The sequence below is a fragment of the Sphingomonas sp. 179-A 2A2 NHS genome (assembly GCF_045371305.1).
Classification (GTDB): domain Bacteria; phylum Pseudomonadota; class Alphaproteobacteria; order Sphingomonadales; family Sphingomonadaceae; genus Sphingomonas.
The window spans coordinates 626,713-642,160 of record NZ_JBIQDE010000001.1 but is presented as its reverse complement, the minus strand read 5'-3'; the positions used below and the strand labels follow the sequence as shown (position 1 = coordinate 642,160).

General features: G+C 67.5%; 13 protein-coding genes. 8 read left to right on the top strand and 5 right to left on the bottom strand.

Going from position 1 to position 15,448, the window contains the following annotated elements; genetic code table 11:
• Positions 1-141 precede the first annotated feature (141 nt).
• From ACH0AE_RS02995 to ACH0AE_RS02975, 5 genes are all read left to right on the top strand, one after another.
• The gene (locus ACH0AE_RS02995; RefSeq protein WP_406875427.1) at positions 142-990 is read left to right on the top strand and encodes a TorF family putative porin; all 849 of its coding nucleotides are present in this window, start codon (positions 142-144) and stop codon (positions 988-990) included.
• Between the two features lie 116 nt (positions 991-1,106).
• A complete protein-coding gene (locus tag ACH0AE_RS02990; protein ID WP_406875439.1) occupies positions 1,107-2,003 on the top strand; it encodes a tetratricopeptide repeat protein in 897 nt (298 codons plus the stop codon).
• Positions 2,000-2,617 (top strand): LON peptidase substrate-binding domain-containing protein, encoded by a 618-nt coding sequence (locus ACH0AE_RS02985; protein ID WP_294445206.1) that lies wholly within the window; start codon positions 2,000-2,002, stop codon positions 2,615-2,617. The genes ACH0AE_RS02990 and ACH0AE_RS02985 overlap by 4 nt, the downstream gene beginning before the upstream one ends.
• On the top strand, positions 2,614-2,841 hold the full coding sequence (locus tag ACH0AE_RS02980; RefSeq protein WP_365929056.1) for a Trm112 family protein: 228 nt from the start codon (positions 2,614-2,616) through the stop codon (positions 2,839-2,841). The genes ACH0AE_RS02985 and ACH0AE_RS02980 overlap by 4 nt, the downstream gene beginning before the upstream one ends.
• A gap of 117 nt (positions 2,842-2,958) precedes the next feature.
• On the top strand, positions 2,959-5,385 hold the full coding sequence (locus ACH0AE_RS02975) for a PAS domain S-box protein (protein ID WP_406875426.1): 2,427 nt from the start codon (positions 2,959-2,961) through the stop codon (positions 5,383-5,385).
• 21 nt (positions 5,386-5,406) lie between these two features.
• On the opposite strand, the gene ACH0AE_RS02970 is transcribed toward ACH0AE_RS02975, so the two are convergent.
• The 3 genes from ACH0AE_RS02970 to mntR all read right to left on the bottom strand — a co-directional run bounded on the left by ACH0AE_RS02970 (position 5,407) and on the right by mntR (position 8,533).
• Positions 5,407-6,738 carry a carbohydrate porin gene (locus ACH0AE_RS02970; protein WP_294444894.1) on the bottom strand — a complete coding sequence of 444 codons (1,332 nt, stop codon included), beginning with the start codon at positions 6,736-6,738 and terminating at the stop codon, positions 5,407-5,409.
• A 1-nt stretch (position 6,739) separates the two neighbouring features.
• Positions 6,740-8,005 (bottom strand): sugar MFS transporter, encoded by a 1,266-nt coding sequence (locus ACH0AE_RS02965; protein ID WP_294444895.1) that lies wholly within the window; start codon positions 8,003-8,005, stop codon positions 6,740-6,742.
• A gap of 105 nt (positions 8,006-8,110) precedes the next feature.
• On the bottom strand, positions 8,111-8,533 hold the full coding sequence (mntR, locus tag ACH0AE_RS02960) for a manganese-binding transcriptional regulator MntR (protein WP_294444896.1): 423 nt from the start codon (positions 8,531-8,533) through the stop codon (positions 8,111-8,113).
• A 110-nt stretch (positions 8,534-8,643) separates the two neighbouring features.
• Between mntR and ACH0AE_RS02955 the strand changes: the two genes are divergently transcribed.
• Together ACH0AE_RS02955 and ACH0AE_RS02950 are read left to right on the top strand one after the other, a co-directional pair.
• Entirely contained in the window at positions 8,644-10,731 is a 2,088-nt protein-coding gene (locus ACH0AE_RS02955) for a TonB-dependent siderophore receptor (protein WP_294444897.1), read from the top strand.
• 79 nt (positions 10,732-10,810) lie between these two features.
• Entirely contained in the window at positions 10,811-11,257 is a 447-nt protein-coding gene (locus tag ACH0AE_RS02950) for a thioredoxin-like domain-containing protein (RefSeq protein WP_294444899.1), read from the top strand.
• On the opposite strand, the gene ACH0AE_RS02945 is transcribed toward ACH0AE_RS02950, so the two are convergent.
• A complete protein-coding gene (locus ACH0AE_RS02945; RefSeq protein ID WP_294444901.1) occupies positions 11,247-12,422 on the bottom strand; it encodes a cytochrome P450 in 1,176 nt (391 codons plus the stop codon). The two genes, ACH0AE_RS02950 and ACH0AE_RS02945, sit on opposite strands and share 11 nt — an antisense overlap.
• A 106-nt stretch (positions 12,423-12,528) precedes the next feature.
• On the opposite strand from ACH0AE_RS02945, the gene ACH0AE_RS02940 reads away from it, so the two are divergent.
• Positions 12,529-13,035: a TetR/AcrR family transcriptional regulator gene (locus tag ACH0AE_RS02940; protein ID WP_294444903.1), complete on the top strand. Its 507-nt coding sequence runs from the start codon at positions 12,529-12,531 to the stop codon at positions 13,033-13,035.
• Positions 13,036-13,091: 56 nt separating this feature from the next.
• Here ACH0AE_RS02940 and clpA read toward each other — a convergent pair whose 3' ends face one another.
• Positions 13,092-15,410: an ATP-dependent Clp protease ATP-binding subunit ClpA gene (gene clpA, locus ACH0AE_RS02935; protein ID WP_294444904.1), complete on the bottom strand. Its 2,319-nt coding sequence runs from the start codon at positions 15,408-15,410 to the stop codon at positions 13,092-13,094.
• Between the last annotated feature and the right edge of the window lie 38 nt (positions 15,411-15,448).

The following is a 15,448-nucleotide window of genomic DNA, read 5'->3' as shown; positions in this document are numbered from 1 at the left end:
TTTGACGCAAATCGGAAACATTCAAGACGTCATGCTGCGATAGCGTTGTGTGGTCCGACCAGCCCGCGACCGCTCCCTCGGGGGGAGGAGGAGCGCGGGCGGATCGGACGCAGGAGGAGCCTCTTTCAACCAGGAGGTTCCATGACGTTCTTGAAGTATATCCCGGCCGCGGTGCTCGCGGTCCTCGCTCTTCCCGCCGCCGCGCAGGAGGAAGAGCCACCCAAGCCAGTCACCGTCAGCGGCAGCGTCGCTTTGGTCTCGGATTACCGTTTCCGCGGCGTATCCCAGACGGACAAGGAAATGGCGGTCCAGGGCGGCATCACCGTCAGCCACGAAAGCGGCGTTTATGCCGGCACCTGGGCCTCCAACCTTGCGGGCTGGGGCACGTTCGGCGGGTCGAACATGGAGCTCGACCTGTTCGGCGGCTTCCGCACCGAAGTGTCGCCCGGTGTCACGGTCGATGCCGGCCTCACGTGGTACATGTATCCCGGCGGCGCGGACAAGACGGACTTCGCCGAGCCTTATGTGAAGGTGTCAGGCACGTTTGGGCCGGCAAGCCTCCTCGTCGGCGTGGCTTATGCGCCCAAGCAGGAAGCGCTCGGTCGCTGGTATTTCAGCGGCGCTGACGCTGCGACCGGGATCTACAACGATCCGGGCGACAAGGAAGACAACCTCTACATCTGGGTTGACGGCTCGGCGGGCATCCCCAGCACGCCGCTGACGGTGAAGGGCCATGTCGGCTTCTCGGACGGCAACCGCGGCCTCGGGCCGAACGGCACCAGCATCGCGCCGACCGGCAAGTATCTCGACTACATGGTGGGCGTCGATTTCGCGGTGCCCACCACGCCGCTGACGCTGGGCGTCGCTTTCGTCGATACGAACATCAAGCGCAGCGACATCGGCTATCTACAGCCCAACTTCTCCTCGACGAAGAACGGCAGCCGGATCGACAAGGGCACGGTGGTCTTCTCGGTGACCGCCGCTTTCTGATCCTGGCACCCCAGGATTGATGCGCTAACCGGCGGGCCGGGGGTTTGCTTCCCCCGGCCCGTCACCACATAAGGGGCTGATCGCAATATCGGGAGCAGCCCTTGGCTACGCTGGGAATGAGTGCCGCGGAGAAGGATGCCGTCCAGGCGTTCCGCCGCGACGTGGTCGAACCGTCGATGACGAAGCTCGTCATCATCGATTTCTGGGCCGAATGGTGCGGGCCGTGCAAGGCGCTGACGCCCATCCTGGAAAAGGTGACGGCCGACTATGCCGACAAGGGCGTGGTGCTGGCGAAGGTCGATACCGACAAGAACCAGTTCATTGCCGCGCAATTCCAGATCCGCTCGATCCCGACCGTCTATGCGATGTTCCAGGGCCAGCTGGTCGCGGATCTGACCAGTGCGCGCACGGAATCGGCGCTGCGCACGACGATCGATCAATTGCTCCGCCAGTTGCCGATCGAAGGCGAGGCACAGGCGCAGGAGGCCGAGCTCGAGCCGCTGATCGCGATGGGCGAGCAGGTGCTGGGTGAGGGGGATGTCGAACGGGCCCTCTCGATTTTCGATCAATTGTTCGAGATGGCGCCGGAGCATCCCGGCGTTCTCTCGGGACGGGTCCGCGCGCTGATCGCTGCCGGGGCGCAGGAAGAAGCGGAAGCCGCGCTTGCCGCGCTGCCGGAGGACGTCGCCAAGCGGCCGGAGATTGAGCGCGCCCGTGCCGCGCTGGCGCTCGCCCAGTCGGCACCGGCGGTCGACGATCTCGCGCCGCTGGAGGCGGCGGTCGCGGCGAACCCGGATGATCTGCAGGCGCAGTTCGATCTTGCCAATGCCCAGATGGCGGCGGGCAACCGTGATGCCGCGGCGGACGGCTTCCTCGCCATCACCGCCAAGGATCGCGAGTGGAACGAGGGCGCCGCCCGCCAGCAGCTCCTCAAGCTGTTCGAAGTGGTCGGACTGGAGGACCCCTGGGTGTCGGCGCAGCGGCGGCGGCTCTCCGCGATCCTGTTCGGATGACGCGGATCTCGATCTTCCCGCTGCCGGGGGCGTTGTTGTTCCCCGGCATGCACCTGCCGTTGCATATCTTCGAGCCACGGTATCGCGCCATGGTGTCCGATGCGATGGCGCGCGACCGGCGGATCGGGATGATCCAGCCGCGGGCGATGGAGCAGGGCGCGGGCGACCGCCCGCCGCTCTACGACATCGGTTGCCTCGGGCGGATCGCGGAGATCGAGATGCTCGACGACGGGCGCTCGAACCTCGTACTCGAAGGGCTGGCGCTGTTCCGGGTCGAGCGCGAGCTGGAAGCGACCACGCTCTTCCGGCAGGTCGAGGCCGAACTGCTGCCGAATGCGGAGCCCGAGACGCTCTCGCTCGGCGCGCGCGCCGCGCTGGAAATGGAAGCACGCCGCTTCGCCGATCGGCAGGGTTATGCGGTCGACTGGGAAGCCGTCTCGCGGCTCGACGACCAGAGCCTCGTCAACGGCATCGCCCAGATCGCGCCGTTCGACGTCGCGGCGAAACAGGCGCTGCTCGAAGCGGACGGGATCGCGCCTCGCGCCGAGCTGATCGTGCAGCTGATGCAGTTCTTCGGCCGTCACGACGGCGATGATCGGGTGACGCTGCAGTGAGCAGCGCGTCGCCGTCGCATGCCTCGGAGACGATTGACCCGTGGCTGCTCGAACGGCTGGTCTGCCCCGTCACGCGCACGCCGCTGGTATATGATGCGGCAGCGGGGGAACTGCTGTCCGAAGCCGCTGGCCTTGCCTACCCGATCCGTGACGGCGTGCCCGTCCTGCTTGCGGATGAAGCGCGCCCGATCCAGCATGGGGCCGCCGGCACGCTAAACGCGTAGCCGACGTCGGCCGGGGCACGGTTCCCGCCGATACCCGGCTATCTTGCCCTTGCGGATAGCCGGACGCAGCCTATTGCGGGCCGGCGATCGAGCGACGGCAACATGGGTTATTAAACGATGTTCGGCTCTTCGACCCCGTCAGCGCCGGATTATCACGCGCTCTTCGCCGCGGCGCCGACGCCGATGCTGGTGGTGGCGCCGGACGCACCGCGCTTCACCATCGTAGAGGTGAATCAGGCGTATCTCACGGCCGTCATGCGGACCCGCGATGATCTGATCGGGCGCGGCGTGTTCGAAGCCATGCCGGACAATCCCGATGATCCGGTCGCCAACGGCGTCGCCAACCTCAGGGCCTCGCTGGAGCGGGCGCTGGCGGGCAAGCGGCCCGATACGATGTCGCTTCAGAAGTACGATATCCCGCACCCCGGTGGCGGCTTTGAGGAGCGCTGGTGGGATCCGGTGAACACCCCGGTTCTTGGCGCCGACGGCACCGTCACGGCGATCATCCACCGCGTCGAGGATGCGACGAGCCGGGTCGTCGCCGAAGCTGCGCTGCGCGAGAGCGAAGCGCGCATTCGTGCGCTTACCGACAACATCCCCTCCGGCCTCGTCTTCCAGGTCGAGGAGGGGCCGGAGCGCCGTTTCCTCCACGTGTCGCAAAGCCACGAGCAATTGACGGGCGTACCTGCCGATGCCGTCCTCGCCGATCATAGGATCCCTTATAATCTGATCCTTCCCGAAGATCGCCCGCGCCTGAAACAGGCTGAGGCGGAAGCGCTCGCGGCGCTTTCGACCATCGATGTGGAGCTCCGCTTCCGCCACGTCGACGGCGAGATTCGCTGGTGCCGGATCATCTCCGCGCCGCGCCTCCAGCCGAACGGGTCGGTGGTGTGGGACGGGATTCAGATCGACGTCACGCATCAGAAGGCGGTTGAGGCGGCGCTGCGCGACAATGAGGCGCGGCTGATCGCAGAGCGGAGCCGGCTCGCGACGCTCGTCGAGCATTTGCCGGTGGGAGTGATCGTGGTGGACGCGGATGCGCAGCTGTTGCTGTGCAATCCCGCCTACAGGCGCATCGTGCCGGAAGCGCAGATCCCCTCGCGCCTGCGCAACGCGCGCGATCGCTGGATCGGCTACGACGAAGAGGGGCGCCGCGTCGAACCTCATATGTTCCCCGGCGCGCGGGCGCTGCGCGGCGAGATGGTGCCGGGCGCCGAATTCCTTCACCTCTCCGACGAGGGCCACGAGACCTGGGTGCGCGTGAGCGGCGTGCCGTTGTTCGATGGCGAAGGCGATATCGCCGGCGCCTTGTGCGTCGTCGTCGACATCGATCGCCAGAAACGCACCGAGGAGCATCTGCGCGACCTGAACGAGACGCTCGAGGAGCGCGTCGCCGCTCGCACCGCGGAGCTCGAACAGGCGTACGAGCAGCTGCGCCAGAGCCAGAAGCTGGAGGCGATGGGGCAGCTGACCGGCGGCGTGAGCCATGATTTCAACAATCTCTTGTCGCCGATCATCGGCTCGCTCGATCTTCTCCATCGCAAGGGGATCGGCGGCGAGCGCGAGCAGCGGCTGATTACCGGCGCACTGCAATCGGCCGAGCGCGCGAAGGTGCTGGTCCAGCGGCTGCTCGCCTTCGCGCGCCGCCAGCCGCTCCAGCCGGTTGCGGTCGATGTCGGCGCATTGGTGACGGAGATGGCCGATCTCGTCGGCAGCACCACCGGCCCGCAGATCCAGGTCGTGCTTGACGTGGCGGAGCACCTGCCGGCGGCCACGGCTGATCCGAACCAGATCGAGATGGCGGTGCTGAACCTGTGCGTGAACGCACGCGACGCCATGCCCGACGGCGGCACGATCCGCATTTCCGTGTCGTGCGACGATGTTGCGGGCGATCATCGCTCGCGCCTTCTGCCCGGGCAGTACGTGCGCCTGTCGGTCGCGGACACCGGCACCGGCATGGACGCCGTGACGCTGAAGAAGGCGGTGGAGCCGTTCTTCTCGACGAAGGGCATCGGCCGCGGCACGGGCCTTGGCCTCTCGATGGTCCACGGCCTCGCCGCGCAACTCGGCGGCGCGATGACGATCCAGAGCCAACTCGGCCTTGGCACGAACGTCGACATATGGCTGCCGGTCAGCCGCACGGCTGCGCTTCAGCCCGAACAGCGGGAAGAGGAAGCGATCGGCCCTGCCGCCGGCACGGTGCTGCTGGTCGACGACGAGGAACTGGTGCGCGCCAGCACCGCCGACATGCTGGCTGATCTTGGCTATATGGTCGTGGAAGCCGCCTCGGCCGCCGAGGCGCTGCAGCTGATCGACGGCGGGCTCGGCATCGACGTGCTCGTCACCGATCACCTGATGCCCGGCATGACCGGGCCGGAGCTGGCCCGCGAAGTGCGGCTCCGCCAGCCGGACGTAAGGATCCTCGTCATTTCGGGCTATGCCGAGCTCGACGGGATCGGGGCCGATCTCAGCCGGCTGACCAAGCCCTTCCGCCAGACGGATCTTGCCGCCAAGCTCGCTGACCTCGACTTGCCGGCCTCCTGATCGCATCTGCCGAGCCCGGCCTCAAAGCGTCAGCGATGCCTTCAGGCCGATCACCACGACGTCGCGCGCATCCCTGAACCCGCCGGGATTGGCGATATATTGCACGTTCGGCCTCAACGTCAGCCAGTCGATTGCGTGGATGCAATAGGCGAGTTCGGCCGCGTATTCCGCATCGGGTCGCGCCGCGCCGGGCGCCAGCGCCAGCAGCGCCCGCGCGTTCACATTGGTGCGCGCCAGTGCGAACGTCACCTCGTCCAGCGGCCGGCTCGGCAACATGCCCTTGTAGGAAAGCCCGGCGGCGACCTGATTGTCGGTCACCGTGGTGCGCCGGTCGGTCTGGGTGACGTTCAGGAACGCCGTCAGCCCACGGGTGGTCGTCGCGCCGCCGGGCCCATCTTCCGCGCTGCCGGTGAGCTGCTGCTGGAACTGCGCGTAGACGCCATAGCGTCCCTGGCGCTGCAAGGGGGCAAGGCCGGTCACGCCAATCGGCGCGCGGTTGATGTCCAGCCCGACATCGTCCGCCTTGGCGCTGTTGTACCAGGCGCCGACGCGATAGCTGCCCGGCAGGCCGCCAGGCCCAAGGCGCGGCGTATAGCCGACCTCGACCGGCACCAATACGCCCTTCGCGCCATGAAAGTGGCCGATGGTGAAGCGATTGGAGAGGTTGCGCGGGTTCACCTCATAGGCGCCCACCATGGCATAGAAACGCTCGTTCTTAACGCGCAACCGCGCGCCCCATTGGCTGATCGGCCAGTTGTACCAGTAATCACCCGCCAGATTGCCCGGCGGCGAACCGCAGAAGCTCAGGTTCTGGAGGTCGCACGAGAAGGCCGCGAAATCCTCGCCCTGGGTCAGCCGCCCCAGCTTCACGTCGGCATGGCCATTGGCGAAGGCCTGCTGATACCAGAATTGCGTCAGCCGCCACGTCTGCCCGCGGCCATAAACCTCCTGCACCTGCTGCAGCACGCCCAGCCCCGCGGCAGCGCCGAGGTCCTTCCCCCGCCGGTAGGTGACCGTCGCCTGAAACGTCCCACCTTCCAGCCCGATCAGCTTGCCGGTGTCGATCGTCGCGCCGATCGCGAGCTGCCCGGTCTCGCGCACCCGCTCGCGTTCGCCGCCGCGCGGGTTCCATGCGGTCTCGGAGACATAGCCGATCGTCAGGTCGACGCCGTCGTCGCGCAGCCGTGCGCGCAGCCCGCCCCATTCCCCGGTGAGCGACGTTGGCGCGTCGGTGCCGTGCTGGTGCGCGACCGGATCGTGCTCCATTCGGCGCGCTGGTTCGCTTTGTGCGCTGGCCTGTGCCGCGAGGGACGATCCGAGCACCAGGCCCAGCAGCCAGGAGAGGCGGCGCATCTCAGCCCTCCACCGGCTGGCGCGCGGATCGGCCAAAGCCGGCGATCGCGAGGTAGCACAGGGCGGGCAGGATCAGCGCGCCGGAGATGCTGAGCGCGTCCGCCAGCCCGCCGGTTAGGATCGGCACCACTGCGCCGCCGACGATCGCCATGCACAGCAGCCCCGATGCCTCCGCCGCCTTGTCGCCCTGCCCCTGCAGCGACAGCGAGAAGATCGTCGGGAACATGATCGAATTGAACAGTCCGACCGCGATGAGCGAGCCGCCCGCCGCCGCCCCGCTCGTCGCCATGGAAAGGAGCACGAGCGCTGCGGCCGCCGCGGCGAACACCGACAGCAGCTTGCCCGGGTTGATCCGCCGCAGCAGCCATGCGCCGAGGAACCGCCCCAGCATCGCGCCGCCCCAGTAGAGCGACAGGAGCTCGCCGGCGCGGTGTGCGCTCAGCGCCAGCGTGTCCGGCTGTTCGAGATAGCTCACCAGCAGGCTGCCGATCGAAACCTCGGCACCGACATAGAGGAACAGCGCGATCGTGCCGAAGCGCAGCCGTGGCTGGCCAAGCAGGGAAAGGCTGTCGGCGAACCCGATCCCCGTCGGCCGGCGCGTCGGCAGCACGTTGCGCCTGGTCCAGAACACCGCCGCGACGAACGCCAGCACCGCGGCGATGCCAAGGTAGATATGGCCGACGATCGCCGTCTCGGCGCTGCGAAAGGCGGCTGCCTGGGCCGCCTCTGTCGGTGCCGGTGCGGCCGCCACCGATCCCAGGATCAGCTGCGCACCGATATAGGGCCAGATGGTCGTGCCGAGCGAGTTGAACGCCTGGGCGAAGGTCAGCCGGCTGCTTGCCCCGTCCGCCCGGCCCAGCGTCGCGATCAGCGGATTGGCCGCCACTTGCAGCACGGTGATCCCGGCGGCGAGGACGAACAGCGCGATCAGGAACGGCCAGTAAGCGCCCGAAAGCCCCGCCGGCCAGAACAGCAGCGCGCCCGCCGCCATCACCGCAAGGCCGATTACCAGCCCGCGGACATAGCCGACACGCGACACCATCTGCCCGGCGGGAATGGAGAACAGGAAATAGGCGCCGAAGAAGGCGAATTGCGTCAGCATCGCCTCGGCATAGGTGAGCGCGAACAGGCCCTTCAGCTTCGGGATGAGGACGTCGTTGAGGCTGGTCGCACCACCCCAGATGAAGAAGACGGCGAAGACGAGCCAGACGAGCGACCGCCCGGTTGGCCCTGCACCGCCTTCGTCCGGCATCGCTGAAGCACGCATCCAGAAAGCTCCGTCGCCTGTCGTGTGCGACGGAAAATCGTGGCGCGCGGATCCCCGCGCCATCATACCAACGTCTAGCCGGTTGTGGTCGGTCCCATCACCGCGTCAGCTGCGCAGCTTCTGCGTCAGCTCCTTCAGCTTCAGCAGCGTCGCGTCGCTCACGTGGTGCTCGATCCCTTCCGAATCGGCGTGGGCGATCGATTCCTCCAGCCCCAGCGCGCGGAGGAATTCGAAGACGATGCGGTGCCGCTCGCGCGAGGCATCGGCCATCTCGCGGCCGCGTTCGGTGAGGAAGATCGATCGGTAGCGGGCGTTCTCGACCAGCCCGTCGCGTCGCAGCCGCGCGATCACCTTCGATGCGGTGGCCTGGGCGACACCCAGTCGCTCGGCGATGTCGGTCAGGCGCGCTTCGCCGCGCTGCGCGATGAGATCGCCGATCAACTCGACATAATCTTCGGCAATCTCGGTCAGGCTCGCCTCTCGGGTCTTGCGGAAGGCGGCAGCACGATCGGCGGCGGAAAGCGTCATCGCGCCACCTTAGGGCCTGATCCCGCCAAGTTGAACTGCCGTACCGCTGCCGACTTGCGCTCACGCAACAAACACAGCAAAGACTAACTATCTTAGGGCTGGAAGAGCATGTGATCACACTGGCCCTCGCCGTGGCAGCAGCCAGCGATCAGCGCCCGGTGGAGCCGGCGGGGGAGTCGGCGCAGGACGGCACGCTCGTCGTCACCGGCACCCGCACACCGCGTACGATCCGCGAGGCGCCAGTGCGCACCGACGTGATCGGCCCGGCCATCCTCCGTCGCGCCGCGCCGCGGAACCTTGCCGATGCGATCGATTTCCTCCCGGCCGCCCGGTCGGAGAGCAATTGCCAGAACTGCAACACCACCGAGATCCAGCTGCTCGGCCTGCCCGGCGCCTACAACCAGATCCTGCTCGATGGCCTGCCGCTCGTGACGGGGGTGGCCGCCGTTTATGGCGTCGAGCAGATCCCCGCGATCCTGGTCGAGCGGATCGAGGTGGTGAAGGGCGGTGCCTCGGTGCTTTACGGCCCCGGCGCGGTGGCCGGCGTCGTCAACGTGATCCCGGTTCGCCCCGCGCGCGACGGGATTCAGGCGACGATCGACAGCCAGCTCATCGCCGGGACACCCGCGGTGTTCGGCTCGCTGCTCGGCGCCAAGACATTCGAGCACGGCTTCGCGAACCTCTTCGCCCAGGCGGAATACAGCCCCGCCGTCGACCTCAACGATGATGGCTATAGCGAGCTCGCCCGCCGCCGCATGGTCACCGCCGGCACGCGCGGCGAATGGCAGCCCGGGCCCGAAACCACCATCGGCATGGATTACCAGTTCACCGCCGAGCGGCGGCGCGGCGGCAACTTGCTCGATCGCCCGGCTTATCTCGCGAACATCGCCGAACAGATCGACAGTGATCTTCATCGCGGCTCGATCACCATCACGCAGCAGCTTGGGGCCGACACGCGGCTCGTCGGCAGCTATGCCGTTGCGGCGCTGAAGCGACGCAGCTTCTACGGCGGGCTTGGCGACGTAGAGACCAATCCGGGCGCGCCCGGATACGATCCCGCCGCACTGTCGGATGCGATCGCAGCGAGCCGCCGGCAATATGGCCGCACCAGCAACACCTTCCACTACGGCGAGGCACGGCTCGAAACTCTGGCCGGCGCACACGCGCTGCTCGCCGGCGTGCAATATCGCCATGAGAAGGTGGTCGACCGGAGCGAGGATGTGCGCGCGCAGCCGCTCGCGACGATCGTCGACGATCGCTTCAGCACGCTCGGTGCCTTCGTGCAGGACGAATGGACGCTAAGCGAGGCGTTGCGGCTCGTGATCGGTGCGCGCGCCGACAAGAGCTCGGAACTGGACGATGTGGTCGTCTCTCCCCGCATCGGCGTCTGGGCCTCCCCCAACCCTACGCTGGTGCTGCGCGCCAATTACTCCACCGGCTATCGCGCGCCGGAGGTGTTCAGCGAGGACATTCATGTCGACGTGCTCGGCAGCGATCCGATCCGGGTGGTCAATGCGCCGGGCCTCCAGCCGGAACGGGCGCACAGTGTCGCACTCGGCTTCGACTGGCGGCCGACCTGGGCTGACGGCGCCTTCACGCTCGACGGCCAGGCCTATCTCACCCGCCTGCGCGACACCTTCTTCCTCGGCCCGATCGAGGAGGGTGCGGGCGCCGGCCTGCTGCGCACCCGCTCGAACGCGGGTGGCAGCCGCGTCGCCGGCGCGGAGATGAGCGCGTCCTATCGCTTCTCGCCTACGCTGAACGCCAGCATCGGCGGCGCCTATATCGACGCCCGCTATGACGATGCGCAGGCGGTGTTCGAGGATGAGGACAGGCTGCTCACCACGCGGCGCTACCTGAAATCCCCGCGCGTCTCGGCCGTCGCCCAGATGGTATGGCGGGCGGCGCCCCGGTTCGATGCACTGCTCGCCGCGCGCTACACGGGCTCGATGCGCGTCCTGAACAATCGTCTCGGGGCGATCCGGCGCAGCGACGATCACCTGGTGCTCGATCTCACCGGAACGCGCCACTTCCCGATCGGCGATGGCGAACGTGAAGTGGACATTACCGTCGGGATCAAGAACCTGACGGACGTTCGCCAGCGCGATCTGGAGGTCGGCGCCAATCGCGACAGCGACTATGTCTATGGCCCGCGCCTCCCGCGGACCTTCTTTGTGCGGATCAATGCGCATCTTTAGCCCGCGCGCGCTGCTGGCCTGCGGGCTCCTCTCGCTCGCGTCAGCGCCACCGACGGCCGCCCGTCCCGTAGAGCCTGCAGTGGGCGGCGCCGCCGCTCCGCTCGGCTCACGCTTCCATCGGCTGGATCAGGGACGGATCACGACCGCAATGCTCCCGCCCGGGACGAAGGCGATCGCGATCTATTATGGCGCCAGCTGGTGCGGCCCGTGCCGCGCCTTCGTGCCCGAACTGATCGCCGCTTACCCCCGGCTGCGCGCCGCTGGTATCGAGGTGCTCTTCGTCAGCGATGACGCGACCTGTCCGGCGGCGCTCGATTACGCCCGCACCAGCCGCATGCCCTGGCTGCTGCTCCCGTGCGATCGCCGCCGCCGGCACGCCCTGCGCGCGCTCGGTGGCGAGGCGCTGCCGGGCATTGTCGTGGTCAGCCCGGCAGGAATCCCGCTCACCACCAGCTGGGGTCCGGGCGGTGAGAGCCAGCCGCGCCGCATCCTGCGCCAGCTTCTCGCGGGCCAGATCAGCCGGTAGCAGCCGCCCGGTCCACCACCAGCTCGCACCCGCGCAGCTCGTACCCCGTGACCAGCGGGTTCCAGCTGATGTCGGGCACCCGTTCGAGTCGCAGCCCCGGCACACGCAACAGACGGTCGAGTAACACTTCGGCCTCCGCCAGCGCGACGCCCGCGCCGGGGCAGCGATGCTCGCCGTCGCCAAAGGCAAGCCCCGCGCCCGGCACACGCTCACCTCGGGTGCGATCGGCACGCAGCTGGAACGGGCATTCGCCCATCGCCGCGGCGTCGGTGTTGGCGGCGCGGATGTCCAGCGCCAGCGGCGTGCCGGCGCCATCCTCCTTGCGATAGAGGATGCCCACCACCGGCTCGAGACGCAGAATCTCCTCCAGGATCGCGATCCGTCCCGCGCGGTCGGTTTCCAGGAAGTCGCGGCGCAGCGCGTCATTCTCCAGCAAATGCCAGCCGGCCATGGTGATGAACTCGCGCGTCGTCACCATGCCGGCCGCGCCATAGGTGACGCATTCCACCAGGATATCGAGATCGCGATAGCCGTCGCCGATCAGGTGCGAGATCACGTCCTCGCGCGGTTCCGCCCGCCGCGCCTTGATCGCAGGCCGAACGTCGCGCCAGTGGAAGTGGAGCATGCGCAGCTGGCCGAGGATCGCGGTGATCGCGCGATGCCCCGCGTCGGTCCGCCCGCTGCTGCCGATCGACAGGAAACCGTCGATCCGCCGGATCATCCCCGCCTTGTCGCTCTCGGTCAGTCCGACGATCTGCGCCGCGACACTCACGGCAAGGTCCAGCGCCAGCGTGTCGAGCGTCGCCCGCCCGCTCCGCCGCAGATCCTCGATCAGCCGGTCGGCATTCTCCGCAATGAACGGGCGGTGCTTCTCGTCGACTACCTTGGGCGCGAAGAACCGCGCCGCGGCGGCGCGCTGGCGACGATGCGCGGGGCCGTGGAGGTAAAGCACCGGCGGGCGAGTCGGGTTGCCGCGACGATGAACCAGCTCCGCCTTGAACCCCGCCTGCCGCATATCCGGCTGCCGCAGCACGTCGCGCGCATCGGCATAGCTCGTCACCGGCTGTGCATCCGGCACGCTGCCGGGCCCCGCGGCGCGGCGGGACTTGCTGTCGCCCGCCGCATGGAATGGGCAGGCCTCGACTTGTGCTGGCGCTGTTGGCATGCTTCGCCTCCAGTTATGATCAGTATCTTATCATAAGATCGGAACGAGCGTGGCAGAGTCAAGGGCCGGGCGGCCGGATGCGAGAGTCCTGCGGTCACGCGCAGCGATGCAGCAGGCGCTCTTGTCGCTCCTCGCGGAGATGCCGCTCGACCAGATCACCGGCGCGATGATCGCCGCCCGCGCCGGCATCGGCTACGCCACCTTCTTCCGCCATTACGCGGACGTGCGCGCGCTGCTGATCGATACGGTGGCGCAGGTCACCGACGAGATCGCCGCCACGATGATGCCCGCCCTGCTCGCGGCGGACAGCGGCAGGGCGTCCGCGGCGCTGGTGGACGCAGTCGCCGCCCGCCGCACCGTGTTCCACGCCCTTCTCGTCGGGGCCGGGGATGCCCTTCGCGGCGAAGTCGCGCGTCAGGCGATGGCGCGGGTCGCCAGCCTGCCAGACCTGTCGCCCGCGTGGCTGCCGCGCACGCTCGCCATTCGCGTCGCGGTGACGAGCACGATCGAGATCCTCGACTGGTGGCTGCGCGAGGCACCGGACAATCCGCCCGCCGCCGTCGCCGCGCTGCTCGACCGGCTTGTCATCGCCCGCTTTGCGCTGGATGGCTGACCGGACGCCGCTCTAAAGAAGAAGGGCGCCGATCCCGCGACCGGCGCCCTTTTGGTTCACTCCACCGTGACCTTCGCGGCCCGGCCCTTACGCTTCGGCTTCTTGGGCGCTGCGCCGACGATCTCGAACGTCAGCGCATTGTCCTTCAGCTTCACGACGACCTCGCCGCCATGGACGAGCTTGCCGAACAGCAATTCCTCGGCCAGCGGCTGCTTGATCTTCTCCTGGATCAGGCGGCCCATCGGGCGCGCGCCATAGAGCTTGTCATAACCCTTGGTGGTGAGCCACTGGCGCGCCTCGTCGTCGAGCTTGATGTGGACGTCGCGGTCCGCCAGCTGCAGCTCCAGCTGGAGGATGAACTTGTCCACCACCCGGGCGACCACTTCGGTCGGCAGGTAGCTGAACGGCACGATCGCATCGAGACGGTTGCGGAATTCCGGCGTGAACAGCCGCTGCACCGCCTGCTCGTCCTCGCCCTCGCGGGAAAGATTGCCGAAGCCCAGCGTCTCGCGTGCCATGTCGCTGGCGCCCGCATTGGTCGTCATGATCAGGATGACGTTGCGGAAATCCACCGTCTTGCCGTGCTGGTCGGTCAGGCGCCCGTTGTCCATCACCTGCAAGAGGATGTTGAACAGGTCGGGATGCGCCTTCTCGATCTCGTCGAGCAGCAGCACGCAATGCGGGTTCTGATCGACCGCGTCGGTCAGCAGACCGCCCTGGTCGAAGCCGACATAGCCCGGAGGCGCACCGATCAGCCGGCTGACCGAGTGGCGCTCCATGTACTCGGACATGTCGAACCGCTGCAGCGGGATGCCCATGATCGTCGCAAGCTGCTTGGCGACTTCCGTCTTGCCGACGCCGGTGGGGCCGGTGAAGAGGTAATTGCCGATCGGCTTTTCCGGATCGCGCAGACCAGCGCGGCTGAGCTTGATCGCGCTCGCCAGGTTCTCGATCGCCTTGTTCTGGCCGAACACGACGCGCTTCAGATCGGTCTCGAGCGTCTCGAGCACCTTCTTGTCGTCGGTCGACACGCTCTTCGGCGGGATGCGCGCCATCGTCGCGATGACCTGCTCGATCTCCTTGGGCGTGATCGTCTTCTTCCGCTTCGACGGCGCCACCAGCATCTGCATCGCGCCAACCTCGTCGATCACGTCGATCGCCTTGTCCGGCAGCTTGCGGTCGTTGATGTAGCGCGCCGACAGCTCCACCGCCGACTTGATCGCGTCGGGCGTGTACTTGACGTCATGGTGCGTCTCGAATGCGGAGCGCAGGCCAGCGAGGATCTTGATCGTATCCTCGATCGTCGGCTCGTTCACGTCGATCTTCTGGAACCGGCGCAGCAGCGCGCGATCCTTCTCGAAGTGGTTGCGGAACTCCTTGTAGGTGGTCGATCCGATGCAGCGGATCGTGCCGCCCGACAGCGCCGGCTTCAGCAGGTTCGATGCATCCATCGCGCCGCCGCTGGTCGCGCCGGCACCGATCACGGTGTGGATCTCGTCGATGAAGAGCACCGCATGCGGCATCTTCTCGAGCTCGTTGACGACCTGCTTCAGCCGCTCCTCGAAATCGCCGCGGTAGCGCGTGCCGGCGAGCAGCGCGCCCATGTCGAGCGAATAGATCACGGCGGGCTTCAGCACGTCGGGCACGTCGCCCTCGACGATCTTGCGCGCCAGGCCTTCCGCGATCGCCGTCTTGCCGACGCCCGGATCGCCCACATAGAGCGGGTTGTTCTTCGAGCGGCGGCACAGGATCTGCACCGTGCGGTCTACCTCCGGCCCGCGGCCGATCAGCGGATCGACCTTGCCGTTCCGCGCCTTCTCGTTGAGGTCGACGGTGAACTGCTTGAGCGCGCTTTCGCCCTTGCCGGCCTTCTCCGCCGGCTTCTTCTCTTCCTTGTCCTCGGCGCCCTTGGGCGTGGAGGCTTCCGGCGCGGACACGCCCTTGCCGACGCCATGGCTGATGTAGCTGACGGCATCGAGGCGGCTCATGTCCTGCTGCTGCAGGAAATAAACGGCATAGCTTTCGCGTTCGGAGAACAGCGCGACCAGCACGTTGGCGCCAGTCACTTCGTCGCGGCCGGAGGACTGGACGTGCAGGATCGCGCGCTGGACGACGCGCTGGAAGCCGCTGGTGGGCGAGGGGTCGGTCTGCTGGTCGACCTTCAGTGCGCCAAGCTCGGTGTCGAGATAGTGCGCGACCGTGGTCTTGAGTTCGCCGAGATCGACGCCGCACGCGGTCATCACCTGGCTGGCGTGCTCGTCATCGACGAGCGCGAACAGCAGGTGTTCGAGCGTGGCATATTCGTGACGCCGGGATGATGCGGCCTCGAGTGCCTTGTGCAGCGTGGTCTCGAGAGCGCTGGCAAAGGATGGCATTCAGGATACTCCTAGCGGACCACAGGCAGAAGCTGGGT

Coding starts and splice junctions, on each gene's coding strand:
- ACH0AE_RS02995 (WP_406875427.1), top strand. CDS start 142: ATGACGTTCTTGAAGTATATCCCGGCCGCGGTGCTCGCGGTCCTCGCT.
- ACH0AE_RS02990 (WP_406875439.1), top strand. CDS start 1,107: ATGAGTGCCGCGGAGAAGGATGCCGTCCAGGCGTTCCGCCGCGACGTG.
- ACH0AE_RS02985 (WP_294445206.1), top strand. CDS start 2,000: ATGACGCGGATCTCGATCTTCCCGCTGCCGGGGGCGTTGTTGTTCCCC.
- ACH0AE_RS02975 (WP_406875426.1), top strand. CDS start 2,959: ATGTTCGGCTCTTCGACCCCGTCAGCGCCGGATTATCACGCGCTCTTC.
- ACH0AE_RS02970 (WP_294444894.1), bottom strand. CDS start 6,738: ATGCGCCGCCTCTCCTGGCTGCTGGGCCTGGTGCTCGGATCGTCCCTC.
- ACH0AE_RS02965 (WP_294444895.1), bottom strand. CDS start 8,005: ATGCGTGCTTCAGCGATGCCGGACGAAGGCGGTGCAGGGCCAACCGGG.
- mntR (WP_294444896.1), bottom strand. CDS start 8,533: ATGACGCTTTCCGCCGCCGATCGTGCTGCCGCCTTCCGCAAGACCCGA.
- ACH0AE_RS02945 (WP_294444901.1), bottom strand. CDS start 12,422: ATGCCAACAGCGCCAGCACAAGTCGAGGCCTGCCCATTCCATGCGGCG.
- ACH0AE_RS02940 (WP_294444903.1), top strand. CDS start 12,529: ATGCAGCAGGCGCTCTTGTCGCTCCTCGCGGAGATGCCGCTCGACCAG.
- clpA (WP_294444904.1), bottom strand. CDS start 15,410: ATGCCATCCTTTGCCAGCGCTCTCGAGACCACGCTGCACAAGGCACTC.